The following is a 17,201-nucleotide window of genomic DNA, read 5'->3' as shown; positions in this document are numbered from 1 at the left end:
AATCCCTCCTATTTTACAAGAATTGTACGAATATTCCTGCCAAAATAACAGATACGATTGTTACCGATATAAATCCGCCAACAAGCATCGGCGGCAGCATATGGCTTAGCAATGCTTCTTTTTCATTTTCGTCTTTTGTTAATGAATTGACGACTTCATTGGTGATAATGTAATCAGCTGGAAATCCGTATAATGCAGTTAAAGATACAGCAAAGGCCATTTCTTTGCTGACTTTTAACAATTTCCCTGCTATGAATGAGAATATATACATACCAATCACAGCTAAGATAATGCAAACAACAAGTGGGTAAAGAATCTCCATCATCATACTTGGTGTTGCATTTTTCAATCCATCAAAGACGAAAAGCATAAGGGCCATGATGGCAAATCCAAATCCATTTGCTTTTTGCAGTGTCTGTCTTTCCAAGAAACCGATACTTTTTCCGATAACCCCGAATAGTAAGCAAAGAACAAATGCATTTATAGATATAATCGGCTCTAATCCACTCGAAACAAGGTAAGCAAGTAAGGCAACAACTGCAAGTCTTAAAAATTTGAAATACTCCGTATTATATTTTTCAGGAAGTTTCTTAAACAGCCTAAGTTCCGTCATGCCTTCTGCAGCGGCTGCAGTTTCATCCTTTTTTACCGTTAACTTTCCATTGCGATATTGCCCCAAAAGCTTCTTCCCTTCTTTCTTCAAGACAATTGACGTTAAAGGATATCCGGCGAAGCCTTGCATGACATAAATAACAATGGCAAAAACGGACAAGCTCGTAAGTCCTGCATCTGCCGCTCCTTCTGACATGATTATTGAAGAAACCATACCTCCCACTAATGGTGGAACCGCTACAAGGACAGTTTGCAAATCAAAAATAAAGATGCCAATTCCGAATAATAGTGCAACAATGCCAAGAATACCTGATAAGGAGATGACAATCGTCTTCCATTGATTCACCAATTCCCTTATTGAAAGCAATGTTCCCATATTCGTGATCAATAAGTACATCATCATGGTTGCCACTACCGGTGGAACACCTGCTATTGAAACGATGTCTTGCGGGAAGAATGTCCAATAACCACATAGAAATAGGATCGCCGAAATGAAAACGGAAGGTACCCAGGCTTTTGTTCGAACCGCCACTATGTCTCCTACAAATAAAATCAGAATTACGATAACCAAAGCCAACATCTGTGACATATGAGTTCCCTCACCTTCTCATTTAATAGTTTGAATATTCTTATAAAATAATAACACTGAATCATCTGAATTTAAAGATAATTTCATATTTCCAGGTAATTATACACAGATAATAGGAAATGTAAGTGTTTTAATTTCAATTTCACACACCAAATTTTCCCGAATAATCAAGGATTGGATATATCAAAATAATTTTAATCTTAAAACAGACACTTTATCTCCTTTAAATATCAAAAAGAAAAAGCCGTTTATTGACGGCTCAGACTGTAGACAAATTTGGACGTTGATTGGAACGTAGGGTACTCGCTTTCCGAGAGCGGTCCGCCCTCGGCGCACTTGCGCCTGTGGGGTCTCCCTTGGACTCGCTATTCCCGCAGGAGTCTCGCACCCCTCTCCAATCAACTATGTTTAAAGCTTCAGACGGAACCCTTTTTGATACAAACTTAGCCGACAAAGGACATTTCTGTTAATTAATAAAAAATATCATTAAGTAAATTGCGGCGCAATGAACTCGGATTTATATAGGAGAAGGATGCTTTGGGACCCCAGAATTTCTCTATCAATAAAAAATACTTACCTTAATAATTGTTGCAGTAGAGTCGTCATCGTGATTTGATAACTTTATATTTAAATTGTTGGAGGTATGATCTCTGTTTAAGGTTATTAAGTCACCTTGCTCTAAAACAATTGTCTCTTTTTCATCAATATTCATTCTACTCCTTCCTTTAAAACAATAGAAGGCGTCAGTTCTTTTCGAAGAATCCCGATTATCCAACACTTCAGCATGGGTTCCATCATTCATATGAATCGTGCTGATGTCACCTTCACATCCTTCCGCTAACATCAAATTAAAGTCAGTGACCTTCCCAATACTTCGGGTTGTCCAGCCTCCATCAAACCGATCCTGTTCAAATGGGCTTAAATGCACACTGGGCTTTCCCTGATGTTGCAGCGACATTTCGCCATCAAGGATCATGATGATTCTCTGAATGCCTGGAAGGTGAGTAAATAAGGATTCGTCCACCTCGACTTCTGCTGTGCTTATCCGCCATTTGAAATCACGCTTCGAGTAATCAGCTTCTTCAGGATAAATGGCTAGTTGAGTTGTTTTACCACCTGACCAAAGACTGGTTATTTGTTCACTTTTCTTTATTATTTTTAGTGAAAATGACAATGATTTTCTCCCCTTTAATTATTACATTTTTTCAGTACAATTCAATTTAGGCCAGGATGGATATCATTAACAGAAATTAATAACAGAGCTTAATTCCACTGACCTCTGATCTTCACAGCAGCATTCTTACTAAATCAGGCTGTGAAACGATACGATACATACATGTAGATGATGCGAAATTGATAGGGTTCCGGTGCATTAATAATCATACAGAAAAACCATTGTGAATTACCTACTATATGGGCAATTTCGGAATAAAAAAATCAATACCGAATGTTTTGGCATTCCCAAAAACATTCGGTAACACTATATTTTTTGATTCCTTATTTAATGACAAATTATCATTTAAATAGATTAATACTTATAATGATGATGGGCATGGCAAAAACATCAATAAGAAATGCACCGACTATCGGAACGATTAAATATGCTTTACTTGAAGGTCCATATTTCGCAGTGATTGTTGACATATTTGCCATAGCATTTGGTGTAGCCCCTATACCATGTCCGATGAATCCTCCAACCATAACTGCCGCATCGTAGTTTTTGCCAAGAAAGCGAAACATGATGAATATACTTAAAAGGATGATGAAAATTACTTGTATCACTACAATTAAAATAATTGGTAAAGCAAGGTCAGCAACTTCCCATAATTTTATACTCATTAATGCCATAGATAAGAAAATACCTAAAGTGATATCTCCAATAAAATTAATACTAGGCATTTCGATAATTTTCCCGTTTATTTTATCTATAATATTCCGAACTATTACAGCCACTATCATTGCTCCAACATAGTTCGGTAAAACATAACCTGTCTTTGCCGAAAATAACTCTCCTAGATATGAACCTAAAGCCATACAAAATGTCAGTATTAACACTTGTTTCATAAATGAAGCTACATTTAATTCTATTTTGTCTTCCATTTCTTTCTTTTCTTGAATTTCAATATCCTCTTTACTTGGTGTTAATTTGTGTTTATTAATTAAATACTTTACAGTGGGACCTCCAACTAATCCACCAAACACTAATCCTAATGTAGCTGCTGCTATTCCAATTGCTTGGGCAGATTGAATGCCCAGCGATTCAATCGTACCGCCAAATGCTGTAGCTGCACCTATGCCGCCTTCCATGGAAATTGCTCCTGCCATCATGCCTATCAATGGATCAATCCCAAAAACGGGTGCTAAAGAAATGCCGATTAAATTTTGAGCAAATGCCAGAAACCCACATAACAACCAATATATTAATAATAATTTACCGCCGACTTTTACTAATTGGAAACTGGCACCCAATCCAACGGACGTAAAAAATGTTAACATGAATAATCCCTGGAGTGTCGTATCCAATGAAATGGTTATGTTTAAAAAGGTTTTAAGACTTGTAGCGACGATTGCAAAAAGTAATCCCCCAACAACGGGTGCAGGGATGCAAAAGTGTCTAAATAATTTGACATTCTTAACGATAATCCCGCCTAGTGCTAAAAGCAGTATCGCTAAAAAAATAGTGATCGTTTGATTAATCTCGATGTTCATATTGCTTATCTCCTCTCCACACACATGAATACTTCATTTATTAGGTTTGCAGCTAGTTTGACAGTCCGATTATCACAATCTAATGATGGATTCACTTCACAGATATCAAATGAAATAGTTTTCGTATGTGAAGTAATCTTACGAATTAATTGCCTAACCATTTTTCCTGAAAGACCAAATGAGGAAGGGGCACTCACACCCGGTGCTTCAGAAGCGTTTATAACATCCATACAAAGTGTCAATATAATATAATCATGTTGATTTATAAAATTCAGAATTTTATTTTCATTTTCTTCAGAATTTTCATCTACTAATTCTTCTTCCAATATCCAAGAGCAACCAAGTGTAGTTGCAGTGTCAAATAATTTTTTAGTATTTCCATAACGTTGAATGCCAATTGGCAAATAACTAGCTTGATGATCATTATCTAATATTTGTTTAAACATCGTTCCAGAAGAAGTTATATCTTCATAAGAGCGTAAGTCAAAATGAGCATCAATGTTAAGAATGCCTATTTTGGCATTGGGTCCAACACTCGACCTAATTCCTAGATAATGACCATAAAAGGTTTCATGTCCGCCCCCCAAAATAACAGGAAACATATTTTTAGATAATATTTTCTCTACGTGGCTTCCCAATTCAGCTTGAGCTGCTTCTAACTGTTGATTTTCACAAATGATATTTCCGAAATCAACTAGGCTATCTGCTGATTGGCCGTGCCAAGATAGAGATGATAAAGATTTACGTATTTCATTGGGAGCTTCTTTGCTTCCAAGTCTTCCTTTATTCCTGCGTACGCCTTCTTCACAAGAGAACCCTATTATTCCACATGTATTATTTGCTGATGTTGTTTGATTATCTTTAACTATTTGATGAATTCTAAATTCATCTTTATCTATTAGACTATCTGTTCTGCCTTTCCATAAATCCATATTTGGTAACGCATACATTTATTTTTCCTCCCCATAAATAAAAATACTTCATATTTGCAATCGCCAATAAATTTCGGGATGTACTGTTATAAAAGCTCTGGTTCAATGGCTTGTCCTTTTGTTTTCGTTAAATTTGGATAGGCCATTGACTTATCCTGCCTGATGCATTTTGCACATCCCCGCTTTCGCCGCACTGTAACTTCCAGTCCAGCTCTGTAGACCATTATGTTGTATATCTATGTTCCCTCCATTCTGCTTAATGGTTTTACAACAATTTTATTAAGCAAGTTTCATGCCAGGTTCATTTCCATAAAAACAGTGGAAAATTCAGATATATTCAAAATAAAAAGTAGGCGAAAATTGCCGCTCGGCAATTTCCGCCTACTTTTCTTCCCGATATTTCTTCAACTTGTCCCGCAATGTCCTCTCCCCGATGCCAATTGTTTGCGCTGTCTTCCTTTGATGACCGTTAAAAGCGGCAAGGTTATGAAGTATCACTCTTTTTTCGATTTCTTCAAGCGGTTCGCCGACATATACGGGGATTAGGGTATTGCCGAAAAATGGGCGCGAGCTCTTTTGGATGTCGGAAGGTAAATCGGCTTTCTGTATGTAAGAATCATTCGTAAGCGCTATTGCTCTTTCAATCACGTTCTGCAGTTCACGAATATTTCCTGGAAAGTCATATTGCTGTAAAAGCTGCAGCGCTTCATGGGAAATTCCTTCTACAGGTTTTCCCATTCTATCACTGATTTTTGCAATGAAAAATTCCAACAGCAAAGGAATATCCTCTTTTCGTTCACGTAAAGCCGGAAGGTGAATCGGAATCACATTTAATCTGTAATATAAATCTTCACGAAATCGATTCTCTTTTACTTCTAAAACCAAGTCTCTGTTTGTCGCTGCAATGATCCGGACATCGATGCTGACTTCTTCTATCCCGCCAACGGGCATTACCTTTCTCTCTTGTAGAACGCGCAATATTTTCCCCTGCAGTGCCAAATCCATCTCACCGATTTCGTCAAGAAAAATTGTTCCTCCTTCCGCCAGCACAAAAAGTCCATATTTTCGCTGTGTCGCCCCTGTAAATGCGCCCTTTTCGTATCCAAATAATTCTGATTCCAACAGGTGAGTCGGAATGGCGGCACAATTAATAGCCTGAAACTTTTTGTTTCTGCGCTTGCTTTGATTATGGATGGTTCTGGCGACGACTTCTTTACCGGTTCCACTTTCCCCTTCTATGAGAATGTTGGAATCGATATCCTTCACTTTTTCGATGAGGGAGAATATTTTGCGCATGGCCAAGCTTTCACCGATGAGGCCGTTCACACCTGCCACCTTATCCAATTCTTCACTAAGCCATTTCACTTTGGACTGAAGGGTGTACACTTCTTCTGCTTTTTGCATCAGCACTTCCAATTCATCAATATGAAGCGGCTTTGTCGCATATGAAAACGCCCCCTTACGCATTGCTTCCACGGAAGAAGGAATGGTGCCGTAGGCCGTCATCATAATGACAACAGTCGAGGGGGAGAGGCGTTTGATTTCTTCTAACACTTCCATCCCATTATATCCCCCGATTTTTAAATCCAGCAAAACGATGGCAATTTCTACCCTTTCGAAAAGCGGAAGCGCTTCACGTGGGTCTGTAAACGAATAAACGTGATACTGGTCTTCCAATGCAAACGTAAGTGACTGACATATGGTTGGCTCATCATCAATAATCATGATATCGTGCATCGTTTTCACCCTTTCTGTATTAATGCTTTAAACAAATGGTCACTACTGTTCCCTTTCCTACTTCACTTCTTGTCTCGATAATGCCATCGTTTTCTTTGACAAGCTGATACGTAATAGAAAGTCCTAGCCCGACCCCGTTGGGTTTCCTGGTGTAAAACGGTTCAAAGATCTTATCAATGTCTTCTTCCGAAATCCCAATTCCTTCATCCTCGACTTCAACGACAGTGAACACATCCCGATAGTATGCCCGAAAAATAAGTGTTCCCCCTGTATTGGACGCCTGTATGGCATTGAGAATGACGTTCACCAGTACTTGTTTGATCTGCTGTGTATCTGCAGTTGCCTGAATGTCTCCAGCGAACTCTCGAACAATGCTCAGGTTTTTTTCTTTGATTTTCGGCTTTAGCAATAGCTCAATCCCTGCCATGGCCTCATTCAGCGAAAATGTGACAGGCTCTGATTTTTTAGGGCGGGCATAATCGAGCAAATCGTTAATCAATGTATTAAGTCGGGTAATTTCACTAGTGACCTGTTCGGAAAAGAACGTTCGGAAATCTGCGCTTGCAAATTTTTTCGGCAGCAATTGCGTATAGGTAAGGATGGATGTTAACGGATTTCTTATTTCATGAGCGATACCCGCCACGAGTTGACCCAATGAACGCAAACGGTCATCCTGAGCCACTTTTCTCTCCAGTTGTTTTTGTTCCGTACTATCGAAAAAATTCAACACCGCACCTACACTTTCTCCCCCAATAGTCTGAATTGGATACATGCTGTAAGTTATATGCCTTTTTTTGCTCGCATAATGAGACCATACCGTTTCCTTTTGCAAGAAAACTCTCTTTTTCTCTAATGCAGCCTTAATCTCCTTTTCCGGGATGAAACGGGCAGTTGGCAGATCCTGAAAACGTTTTCCAACAACATTACCGTCCACCTCCAAATATTCCATGGCCCTAACATTAATCATCGATACAAGACCTTGCTGATTCAGTGTAATAAGCGAACTGTAGGCACTGTTTAATACTTGCTGCTGAAAGTTGATGTTTTCCTCAAGAAGCAGCATCTTCTCTTCCAAGTCTTTATTCACGTGCTCAATTTGCTCGGTTCGCTTAGCCACTTCTCGTTTAAGACTGAGATTCCACCATAAGATGAGAGAAATCACAATGAAGGTAAGAATAAGACCAATTTCCAAATACAACAGCGTTTTACGGAGCCGTTGAGTATTTGGCAGGATATATTCGCCGAACCACTTTTTCTCTATCTTTTCATACGTTCCATCTTTCTTGATTTGAGAAATGGCCTGATTGAATAGTGTCAGCAACTCTTTGTTTTTCGGCATAACGGCTACAGCATAATTTGTGGTGTCAAGTGGCTCACCGACAATCTTAATGAGTGATTGCTGCTCATTTTTCTGTAAAAAATATTGACCCGTAATCCGATTTCCAATGAAAGCATCCACTTTACCGTCGATAAGCGACTGAACGGCTTCTTGTTGATTATTAGTTTCCACCAATTGCAAACGATCGACTTTACTTAATAGACCGCTTGCAACATCTCCTTTTTGTACAGCTACTTTCCGGCCTTTAAGATCTTCGATTTTTCGGATATACATGTTTTCTTTCAACACAAAAATCCCTTGTGAACTTGTGAAATACGGAGCTGAAAAATCATAAAACTCTTCACGTTCTTGATTGTACTTCATGCCTTGAATCGCATCCACTTTTCCAGAGCGCATAGCTTGTACTGCCTCGTTCCATGGCATGGGATAGTATTCGAACCTAATGCCAGTCTCGATAGAAATGGCGTTCATTATATCCACATTAAAACCGGTATAAACACCCGAATCGCTCAAGTATTCAAAAGGTGGAAAGTTATTATCCCCTGCAACCCGTATCACTTTTTGGGCTTCCGAATGGGCTGCTGAAGGAAAGAAACAGTAAAAAAAGAAAAGGTAGACGGTTATTACGGCACAGATAGTATGTAAATTTCGCATCGTCTCACCCCTTTTTTCTATACATGCAGTTTTGTATCATAAATGTGTATATATACAATGTACAAAGACTCTATTATGATAACTTTTTAAAGGATATAAGAAAAGCTAATCTGCATTTCATAACACCATACATGGCAGATAGTCGAATTACAATATATTTTGAATGGAAAATGGATTATATATAAAAAAGGCATGCTCCCTTTTTCGGGAATCATGCCTTTATGCAATGTTGTAGCAGCCTAGGCGTTTCTAGCAACATTCTCACTTAAATGATAGGTTTGACTGTGTATAGTATACTTTTTGATTTTTTCCATGCTTGGTTCATAGCCGATTCCAGGCAATTCTGGAACACTGATCATTCCGTTTTCCACTGTAACTTCAGGGTCAGTGATATCTTCTGCCCAATAGAGGGAGGAAGCTGCGGTATCACCGGGAAGAGTGAAGTTCGGCAGTGAAGTGATTGCAATATTATGAGCTCTTCCAATGCCTGATTCCAGCATACCTCCACACCATAGCGGAATGCCATGTTCAAGGCATATATCATGGATTTTCTTAGATTCAGTCAAACCTCCGACACGGCCAATCTTGATATTAATAATTTTACAGCTGCCCAATTTAATAGCTTTCCTGGCATCCTCTAATGAGTGTATGCTTTCATCCAGGCAAATAGGTGTTTTTAACCTTGACTGTAAATCTGCATGGTCAATGATATCATTATAGGCAAGCGGCTGCTCAATCATCATTAAATTAAAATCATCCAAGGCGGATAACCGGTCTATATCTTTTAAGGTATAAGCTGAATTTGCATCGGCCATGAGCGGGATTTCAGGATATACTTTTCGTACCTTGTCTATTAATTCAACATCCCAGCCCGGTTTGATTTTTAGTTTAAAACGTTTATAGCCTTCACCGAGACGAGCTTCAATTATATCCAGAGTCGAATCGATCGAATCCTTTATTCCGATGCTTACCCCCACTTCAATTTTCTTTTTTGTTCCACCTAACACATTTGAAAGAGAAGCACCTTGCTTTTTAGCATACAAATCCCAAACGGCACCCTCTAAAGCGGCTTTTGCCATATAATTTCCGCGAATATGGGTGAAGTATTTTTCGGAAATTTCATCAGGATGCTTGATTTCATTTTTTAGGATTATTGGTATTAGATAGTCTTCTAGAATATGCCAGTTTGTTTTTAAGGTCTCTTCATTATACAGGGGGTCGAGCATCGCAACCGATTCAGCCCAACCGGAAATGCCATCATCGCTTATGGCTTCGACAAGAATAAAATCCCTATCGTATTCCGTCCCAAAGCTAGTTGTAAAAGGTTCAAGCAAGTCTAGCTTAAGATGCCTTAGAATAACCTGTTTAATTTTCACTTAGAAATTCTCCTTTTGTGATAAAACTGTTAAAGAACACAGTCTTACAAATTTTTTATTAATAGGCTTACACAGCCAGAGTTTACTAAACATTATATATATTCTTCTAGTTCATTTCCTTGATAGCATATAAAACTGAACGGGAATTTCCGTCATGGAATTCTTCATAAAACCTGTTACCTGCCATCCTTGCTGAAATAGTCCGGTAAATATGTCCCTGGTTTTCATCCGCCACTCATTGGCCGCTTGAATATTTGTGACTCTTATTGTTCGGAAGTCCTTTGGAAGGGCAACAAAAGCTGTTTCACATTCTTGTTCAGGCAGCGGGCGAGTGAACGATGGAACTGGCAATCCCTTTTCAATGGTATCCCATTGAATAAGCGAGTTTTCCATCACAAAGTCCAGCGGCATTCCCTGTCCGCTAGAAACCGTTGTCTCTTTTTTATCAATATGCCATTCGACAAGAAAGCGGTCAGAAGGAATTCCGCTGTTTAAAAGATCTTCCATTTCACCATAGCAGTTTGCGATATATGTGGAGCATACCCCACCGAGCTTGGCTATATTTAAATACCCATTAACACTTTCCAAAGGATCGTATGTCCAGGTAATAAGGGAATAGCCGAGCTTTAGCGCTTCCTCACGTTGTGCTAACTTTAACTTCTCGCCTATACCTTTGTTGCGAAATTGCTCATCAATTCCTAGTATATGTGAACAAAGATAGGCTGATTGCCCATTGAATCCCGGAAAACTGTATTGAAATCCAATCAGCTTTCCTTCCCAATAAGCTCCTATAACCAAACCGCCGTTTTTCACGGCTGTTAAGGTTTGGTGTGCGGGGATTGAGTCGGTTTCTCCCCAAATGCTGGACTCTAGCTTTCTTACGTCCTCCAGTTCTTCAATTCGGTGAAGAGAACGAATTGCAATTTCATGTGTATTCGTCATGGTCAACCTCCTAGGTATAGCACAAGTGCCCTTATTGACAACATAAGATGACAAGATAGTCCACATCTGACTGCATGTCTAACGAGGCACTGGAGCTATCATGTAAATGGTCTTTCTTAATAAAAAATACTTTCCTGCTTTTTTACAAAAGAGGTTATTCCGCTTTACTGAAATCGGCCTCTTGCAATGGAGTCATTTTTGTTCTCTTTACGATTTTATAACCTAGAAAAGCCAGGAAAAATAAAGGAAGCCCAATATAGGAAATTAAAATTCCATACCAATCAATATCAGGACCGAAAAATGCAGAGTAATTTTGTCCCAGGATTGCCGTAACACATAAAAGTGTGGCTAATATCGGACCGAATGGATACCATTTTGATATATAAGGCAAATCTTTCAAATCTCTACCTTGTGCAATATATGCCTTCCGGAAACGATAATGTGTAATCGAAATTCCTAACCAGGATAAAAAACCGGATAATCCTGCAGCGTTCAATAACCAAGTATAAATCGTGCCTTCACCGAAAAGAGAGGTCAGGAAAGCTGCCATCCCAACGATGGTAGAAAAGTACACAGCGTTCACTGGAATGCCGCCTGAATTCACTTTTTTTAGAAACGAAGGGGCTTTGCCTTCTTTCGCCAGCACCCAAAGCACGCGAGAAGCTCCGTACATGGCCGAATTGCCTGCAGAAAGAACGGAAGTAAGAATGACCACATTCATAACGGATGCAGCTATGGCAAGCCCAGCGTTTTGAAAAACTAGAGTGAAGGGACTTACCGCAATATCTTCAATATCCGAGCTTAACAAACGCGGATCATTATAGCTTATTAAAAATCCAATCACAATTATCGCCAATACATAAAACAAGAGGAGTCTCCAGAAGATTTGCTTAATGGCCTTTGGTATATTTTTTCTCGGGTTTTCACTCTCGCCGGCCGCAATTCCTACTAACTCGGTACCTTGAAAGGCAAATCCTACCACCATAAAGACACTTATAATAGATAAAAAGCCTCCTTTAAACGGTGCCTCCCCTTTGGTGATATTTTCAAAACCTACGGCATCCCCTCCCATGATTCCTACAATCATTAATAAACCTACTGCAATAAAAATGATAATCGTCAAAACCTTTATAATGGCAAACCAGAATTCTGATTCTCCATATCCTTTTACCGATAAAATATTAAGGCCAAATATGACTGCAAGAAATGATGCGCTCCAAATGATGCCCGGAACAGAAGGAAGCCAATATTTCATTATCAGGGAGGAAGCTGCTAATTCCAGTGCGACTACGATTGCATTGTTATACCAATAGTTCCACCCAATCGCAAATCCCAATGCAGGATCAACAAACCTTGATGTATAGGTACTAAAAGAGCCTGTAATAGGAATAAGGGCAGCCATTTCGGCTAAGCTTGTCATCAGAAAGTAAACCATGATCCCGGCAATAATATAGGCAGCCACAGCTCCTCCAGGACCCGCAGTATGAATAATGGAACCGCTCGCTAAAAATAGCCCCGTTCCAATGGTGCCGCCGATTGCAATCATCGAAAGATGCCTTGGTTTGAGTTTTCGCTCCAGTTGTTTTTCATCAGCTGCTGTTTGGTCCCCGGTATGTGATGTTTGTGCGGTATTTTCCATAAAACACCCCTTCATTAATTTTTTAAGTGAAAAATTTTACTATTCTGCCGCCATCATGACTGTGTTAATTAGTATTTTCGTTCCATAAATAAGTGCTTGTAAATTAAACTTCATATCCGGATGGTGCAGACCAGGCGTTAGATCGCAGCCTAACCCTATCATGGTTGCAGTTATATCAGGATTTTCGGCTGTATAAAAATGAAAATCCTCTCCTCCTTGAGAAACACAGACTGAAACGACATTTTCCATCCCAAGGATATCTGCAATTGCGGCCTCAGCCAGCTTTATCGCCTTTTCATTCAAGGTCGCAGCTGGGACAAATTCTTCCGCGGACCAGGAGATCGATGTTTCAGTTTGTTCCATTGTTTGTTCAAAAGCTTCCTTTGTTAAGCGATTTAGTTCATTCATTACATCATTTGACTGTGCTCTGGCATCAATAGCAAAGACAGCTGTTTCCGGGATAACGTTTGATGCTTTATTGTTTGTTTCAAATTGAGTCATTTTGATGGAATAAGGAATTTCGGTTTCCAGATTAATCTGCTGTAATTTTTGGACAAGCAAAGCTGCTGCTTCAATTACATTTATTCCATCTTTCGGACGGGATGCATGAGCCTGAAGGCCTTTGATTGTACCCCTTATTGTTTCGGCTGAGCCATGGACAATGACGGGGGAAGCCTTCATATAAGGAACCTCCGTACTTGGTCTTACATGTACCCCGAATAAATATGTAACATTCTCCAACGCACCATCATTGATCATTTGAAGAGCGCCTTCCCCTTTTTCTTCTGCAGGCTGAAATATAAATCGGAAAGTTTGTTTAGGCCGGATTCCGCTGGAGGCAATGGCCAATGCTGTATATAAAACCATTGTGCTATGTGCGTCGTGTCCACATGAATGATTGGCCTTAACAACTCCATCTACTTCCTGAACAAGCGCATCCATATCAGCCCTTAATGCCACAACCTTTTTTGAAATGCCTGGGATCTCGGCAATGATTCCATAATGGCCCTGAAATGTTTTTACGGTGATGCCCGCTTCCCTAAGACATTTTAAAATATAGCAAGACGTTCTTTCTTCCTGCCAGCTTGGCTCAGCCAAAGAATGCAAGTGATGGTAGGACTTCATCAATGTTTCTTGATGCTGATCAATATATTGAATCGGGTCCATAATGATGCCTCTCCTCCTTTACATGAATTTTAACTTTATTAAAAACTCATTCATTAAACACCTCATAACTTGAATATAGTCTTTCTAATTTTTGCTGATGGGTATATATCCGTTTTGCGTCTTTTTGATGGATGCCTGCAATGACCAAGTCCAACAAGCTAATAACGGAAGCGATTGAATTGGTTCCGGTTTCTGCGTTTTCTTCAGTTGTCAGAGAAATATCGGAGATGCGTCCAACTGGTGACAGAAGGCGGTCTGTAACTGAAATTAAACAAACTCCTTGTTCTTTGGCACACTCAGCAACTTTTAATGTTTCATTTGCATATCTTGGAAAGGAAAAAACAACTAATGCAGACTTATTTGTGAGATTACAAAACTTTTCATAGAAGTCTCCTGTAGGTGAACATAAACTTACATTTTCCCTTAATGAACTTAGCGTATAGGAGAACCAATAGGCGGCAGCATGGGAAACCCGATGTCCGGCAATCAATATTTGGTCAGCCTGGATCAGAACATCGACTGCTTTCCATATATCCTGAACGTTCGTATGATCTAATAGATGTCTTAAAATATGAACTTCGTTTTCTATCACTTTTGTAAAGGGATCTTGCTTGTCATCAATGTGGAGAATGGAATCAGTATTCGATAAGTCTATTTGATTTTGGTGCAGCAGCTGTTTTTGAATCCTCGACTGCATTTTACTAAACCCTTCAAATCCCAATGAATACGAAAACCGAATGACCGTTGTTTCACTAACCTCCGCTTCCCTACCAATTTGAAATGCCGTTTTAAAGGCGGCTTCATCCAAATTTTCAATCAGATAAGCGGCAACTTTTTTTTGACCTGCCGATAGATGGTCAAATTTGTCTTTTACTAATAATTTAAATGGAAGATGTTCCACCATATCACTCCTTTCTGATGAATTAAATACTTCTTTTCAAAATTATGATGAAGGTAATACTTCTCTTTTTTATACACTATCACAATTTAATTAGAAAAAGAAGAAGTTTTTGATTTTTTTGACAATTACCAACTTCGAACTTCCCTACAGTTTTTTATAAAATAATATTCCAGTTGATTTCAGAAATCCGCTCCCTATCCGCCGACTGTCTGCCGAGCCTCCTTGACGCAAGCGCCTGTGGGGTCTAGGCTAGACAGTATTTCGGCAGGAGTGTCGCAATTTTCTTCCATCCATTATTTATTACAGTAAAAAAACTTGAAGGATTATCTAGTTAAAAATAATTCGGGATGAGGCTAGCCTGGAGTTTTTTCTTAATGGACGTTCCCGGTGATTTCTGAAATCCGCTCCCTTTCCGCCAACTGTATGCCAAGCCGCATCAAAGCAAGCGCCTGTGGGGTCTAGGCCAGACAGGATTTCGGCAGGAGTTCCGCAATTTTCTTCCATCCTATGAGGATTACTCTGAAAAACTTAAAGTATAAACTAGTCTAAACTTGGTTCCGAATAGAGCAGCCTACAATTTTTTCTTTTAAAACACAAAGTTGATTGGAACGAAAGGTACGAGACTCCTGCGGGGAAAGCGTGGCATGGGAGACCCCGCAGGCGCGGCCGAGGAGGCTCCCGCCCGCCCGCGGAAAGCGAGTGCCTGAAGTGGAAATCAAATCCACCACCCAATTACATTTCTTGGTTGGGGGTGTGACCATTTCCGAACCACTTTTTAGACAAAAGGGTTTCATCTGAATTTTTATACAAGTTGATTGGAACGGGTGTGCGAGACTCCTGCGGGAAAAACGTGTCTAGGGGAGACCCCGCAGGCCGAAGCCGAGGAGGCTCCCCGACCGCCCGCGGAAAGCGAGTAACTGGAGTGGAAATCAGATCCACCACCCAATTACATTTATTGGTTGGGGGTGTGACCATTCCCGAACCACTTTTTTAAACAAAAGGGTTTCATCTGAATTTTTTATACAAGTTGATTGGAACGGGTGTGCGAGACCCCTGCGGGAAAAACGTGTCTAGGGGAGAACCCGCGGGCGGCAGCCGAGGAAGCTCCCCAGACCGCCCGCGGAAAGTGAGTGCCTGGGGTGGAAATCAAGTCCACCACCAAATTACATTTCTTGGTTCGGGTCTCTAATTACTTTATTTGTAAAATCAATAACTTCATTGACACTAAGATATATGTTAGAATATTCTGTAGTTTCAACTTATTCAAGGGGGGCATTTTAATGGGGGAACCATCTAAAGGAAACGAGCTTTTACAAGTTATTACAGAGGGGAAACAACCTCCGAATTGTGATCTAACGTTACAGATTGAAGCAAATTATGCCCAGGATGGAATTGCGCGAGGTGTATGGAAAGTTGATGAAAAGTTTATTAACGGAATTGGTGTAGCAATGGGTGGATTTGTCACTTCTGCCGCAGATATTATGATGGCTTATGCGATATCATCTAAATTAAGCATCGGACAATCCTTCGCATCCATTGATTTACATACTACCTTTCATCGACCTGTAAGATTAGGAGAAGTACAAGTTGAAGCAAAAGTAGACCGAATCGGAAAAAAAACAGCTTATGTACTTGCAGATTTATTTCAAAATGATAAAAAAGTGGCTAGCGTTGTGTCATCAGTTATGATCCTTTAAACCATAAAAAAAGCATGTTGCACAAAAAAACCCTTCGTAACATGCTTCTTTCATTTAGACTATTCGATAAAATCAAGAGAGCACAAGATTCACCGCTTCGCCTAATCACCTCATTGTAAATCAATTTTATATTTTCTTTGGATAGACACCTCATCAAACAAGCCATCGCAGCACGGGGCTTTTGAGATCCATGGTGAATAGACCGTAATCAATGACGACCATTTCATCATTCTCGTTATATCCGACATTATCTAAACGCAAATCTATTGGGATAATACCGTGCCTCAGGAATTTTAATTCCAACTTGATCAGTTTCGTATATTCCTTGATCGCAAACGGCACTTTCGTGTCCACCTTCTTCATGATTATCCAGCCCGTCCCATACTCCTTAACTGGACATAAATACTTTTTGACTTCCTCATTACAGTTATTGTATATATAGGCTTCATTTGCATTGCTTATTAGTCCTACTTGTGACAATGCAATTTTTAAAATATAGCCATTATTTAAATCATAGACAACCCGGTTAAAACCATGCCCGATTATTTTATACTTGAACTTGAGCGTTTTTCTGGCAGTAGATACTAATTGTCCAGCGGTTATATATATTTGGAATATCCCTATTTGAGATATCCAGGACTCAATGGCTTTTATCTCTTGCATGGACAGCATTGCACTTTTATTTGGCTGATGTAACCTTTCCTTACCATTGTTAATTGGCCACAACATTCCCTAAACGTCTCCTTTTTTTAAAATTTGTTACTAGAGAGGTCTCCAGGGATGAGAAAACTATAAAAGAATAAAAGAATGTTCTCAGTTTTTCAAGATTTCCCCTTCGTTATAAATATGATATGAATCTTTTATAAAACGGCTTGTACTGTAGCTGAGAAATCATTATCATGGCCAG

The 17,201-nt window shown here is 39.5% G+C and carries 13 protein-coding genes; 1 reads left to right on the top strand and 12 read right to left on the bottom strand.

Annotated features, from left to right (window positions below; all coding sequences use genetic code 11):
• Nucleotides 1-13 precede the first annotated feature (13 nt).
• The 11 genes from NYE65_RS22580 to NYE65_RS22530 form a co-directional block, all read right to left on the bottom strand.
• Complete coding sequence (locus tag NYE65_RS22580) at nucleotides 14-1,201, bottom strand: hypothetical protein (protein ID WP_063576622.1); 1,188 nt, start codon at nucleotides 1,199-1,201, stop codon at nucleotides 14-16.
• Nucleotides 1,202-1,760: 559 nt separating this feature from the next.
• Nucleotides 1,761-2,375, bottom strand: a complete 615-nt coding sequence (locus NYE65_RS22575; RefSeq protein ID WP_328177876.1) for a HutD/Ves family protein — start codon at nucleotides 2,373-2,375, stop codon at nucleotides 1,761-1,763.
• A gap of 341 nt (nucleotides 2,376-2,716) precedes the next feature.
• The gene (gltS, locus tag NYE65_RS22570) at nucleotides 2,717-3,910 is read right to left on the bottom strand and encodes a sodium/glutamate symporter (protein ID WP_340861740.1); all 1,194 of its coding nucleotides are present in this window, start codon (nucleotides 3,908-3,910) and stop codon (nucleotides 2,717-2,719) included.
• 5 nt (nucleotides 3,911-3,915) lie between these two features.
• Nucleotides 3,916-4,860 (bottom strand): formimidoylglutamase, encoded by a 945-nt coding sequence (gene hutG, locus NYE65_RS22565; protein WP_268592157.1) that lies wholly within the window; start codon nucleotides 4,858-4,860, stop codon nucleotides 3,916-3,918.
• 363 nt (nucleotides 4,861-5,223) lie between these two features.
• Nucleotides 5,224-6,579 carry a sigma-54-dependent transcriptional regulator gene (locus tag NYE65_RS22560; protein WP_340861739.1) on the bottom strand — a complete coding sequence of 452 codons (1,356 nt, stop codon included), beginning with the start codon at nucleotides 6,577-6,579 and terminating at the stop codon, nucleotides 5,224-5,226.
• Between the two features lie 19 nt (nucleotides 6,580-6,598).
• Nucleotides 6,599-8,572 (bottom strand): transporter substrate-binding domain-containing protein, encoded by a 1,974-nt coding sequence (locus tag NYE65_RS22555; RefSeq protein WP_340861738.1) that lies wholly within the window; start codon nucleotides 8,570-8,572, stop codon nucleotides 6,599-6,601.
• A gap of 239 nt (nucleotides 8,573-8,811) precedes the next feature.
• The gene (menC, locus tag NYE65_RS22550; RefSeq protein ID WP_328110037.1) at nucleotides 8,812-9,948 is read right to left on the bottom strand and encodes an o-succinylbenzoate synthase; all 1,137 of its coding nucleotides are present in this window, start codon (nucleotides 9,946-9,948) and stop codon (nucleotides 8,812-8,814) included.
• 111 nt (nucleotides 9,949-10,059) lie between these two features.
• Nucleotides 10,060-10,890 (bottom strand): GNAT family N-acetyltransferase, encoded by an 831-nt coding sequence (locus tag NYE65_RS22545; protein ID WP_328177880.1) that lies wholly within the window; start codon nucleotides 10,888-10,890, stop codon nucleotides 10,060-10,062.
• A gap of 154 nt (nucleotides 10,891-11,044) precedes the next feature.
• Nucleotides 11,045-12,529 (bottom strand): amino acid permease, encoded by a 1,485-nt coding sequence (locus tag NYE65_RS22540; RefSeq protein WP_340861737.1) that lies wholly within the window; start codon nucleotides 12,527-12,529, stop codon nucleotides 11,045-11,047.
• Nucleotides 12,530-12,568: 39 nt separating this feature from the next.
• Nucleotides 12,569-13,696, bottom strand: a complete 1,128-nt coding sequence (locus tag NYE65_RS22535; protein ID WP_340861736.1) for an amidohydrolase — start codon at nucleotides 13,694-13,696, stop codon at nucleotides 12,569-12,571.
• 46 nt (nucleotides 13,697-13,742) lie between these two features.
• A complete protein-coding gene (locus NYE65_RS22530; RefSeq protein WP_063576631.1) occupies nucleotides 13,743-14,600 on the bottom strand; it encodes a MurR/RpiR family transcriptional regulator in 858 nt (285 codons plus the stop codon).
• A gap of 1,277 nt (nucleotides 14,601-15,877) precedes the next feature.
• On the opposite strand from NYE65_RS22530, the gene NYE65_RS22525 reads away from it, so the two are divergent.
• Nucleotides 15,878-16,294 (top strand): PaaI family thioesterase, encoded by a 417-nt coding sequence (locus NYE65_RS22525; RefSeq protein ID WP_268592150.1) that lies wholly within the window; start codon nucleotides 15,878-15,880, stop codon nucleotides 16,292-16,294.
• A gap of 153 nt (nucleotides 16,295-16,447) precedes the next feature.
• Here NYE65_RS22525 and NYE65_RS22520 read toward each other — a convergent pair whose 3' ends face one another.
• On the bottom strand, nucleotides 16,448-17,023 hold the full coding sequence (locus tag NYE65_RS22520) for a hypothetical protein (protein WP_063576634.1): 576 nt from the start codon (nucleotides 17,021-17,023) through the stop codon (nucleotides 16,448-16,450).
• Between the last annotated feature and the right edge of the window lie 178 nt (nucleotides 17,024-17,201).

The organism is Peribacillus sp. FSL R5-0717 (genome assembly GCF_038002945.1).
Lineage (GTDB): Bacteria > Bacillota > Bacilli > Bacillales > DSM-1321 > Peribacillus > Peribacillus frigoritolerans.
The sequence above is the reverse complement of the archived record's forward strand: the minus strand, read 5'-3'. Positions and strand labels throughout refer to the sequence as shown.

What these genes read in the sequence shown, in the direction of transcription:
- NYE65_RS22540 (WP_340861737.1), bottom strand. Translation starts at nt 12,529, where the DNA reads ATGGAAAATACCGCACAAACATCACATACCGGGGACCAAACAGCAGCT.
- NYE65_RS22545 (WP_328177880.1), bottom strand. Translation starts at nt 10,890, where the DNA reads ATGACGAATACACATGAAATTGCAATTCGTTCTCTTCACCGAATTGAA.
- NYE65_RS22580 (WP_063576622.1), bottom strand. Translation starts at nt 1,201, where the DNA reads ATGTCACAGATGTTGGCTTTGGTTATCGTAATTCTGATTTTATTTGTA.
- hutG (WP_268592157.1), bottom strand. Translation starts at nt 4,860, where the DNA reads ATGTATGCGTTACCAAATATGGATTTATGGAAAGGCAGAACAGATAGT.
- NYE65_RS22560 (WP_340861739.1), bottom strand. Translation starts at nt 6,579, where the DNA reads ATGCACGATATCATGATTATTGATGATGAGCCAACCATATGTCAGTCA.
- NYE65_RS22530 (WP_063576631.1), bottom strand. Translation starts at nt 14,600, where the DNA reads ATGGTGGAACATCTTCCATTTAAATTATTAGTAAAAGACAAATTTGAC.
- gltS (WP_340861740.1), bottom strand. Translation starts at nt 3,910, where the DNA reads ATGAACATCGAGATTAATCAAACGATCACTATTTTTTTAGCGATACTG.
- NYE65_RS22520 (WP_063576634.1), bottom strand. Translation starts at nt 17,023, where the DNA reads ATGTTGTGGCCAATTAACAATGGTAAGGAAAGGTTACATCAGCCAAAT.
- NYE65_RS22525 (WP_268592150.1), top strand. Translation starts at nt 15,878, where the DNA reads ATGGGGGAACCATCTAAAGGAAACGAGCTTTTACAAGTTATTACAGAG.
- NYE65_RS22555 (WP_340861738.1), bottom strand. Translation starts at nt 8,572, where the DNA reads ATGCGAAATTTACATACTATCTGTGCCGTAATAACCGTCTACCTTTTC.
- NYE65_RS22535 (WP_340861736.1), bottom strand. Translation starts at nt 13,696, where the DNA reads ATGGACCCGATTCAATATATTGATCAGCATCAAGAAACATTGATGAAG.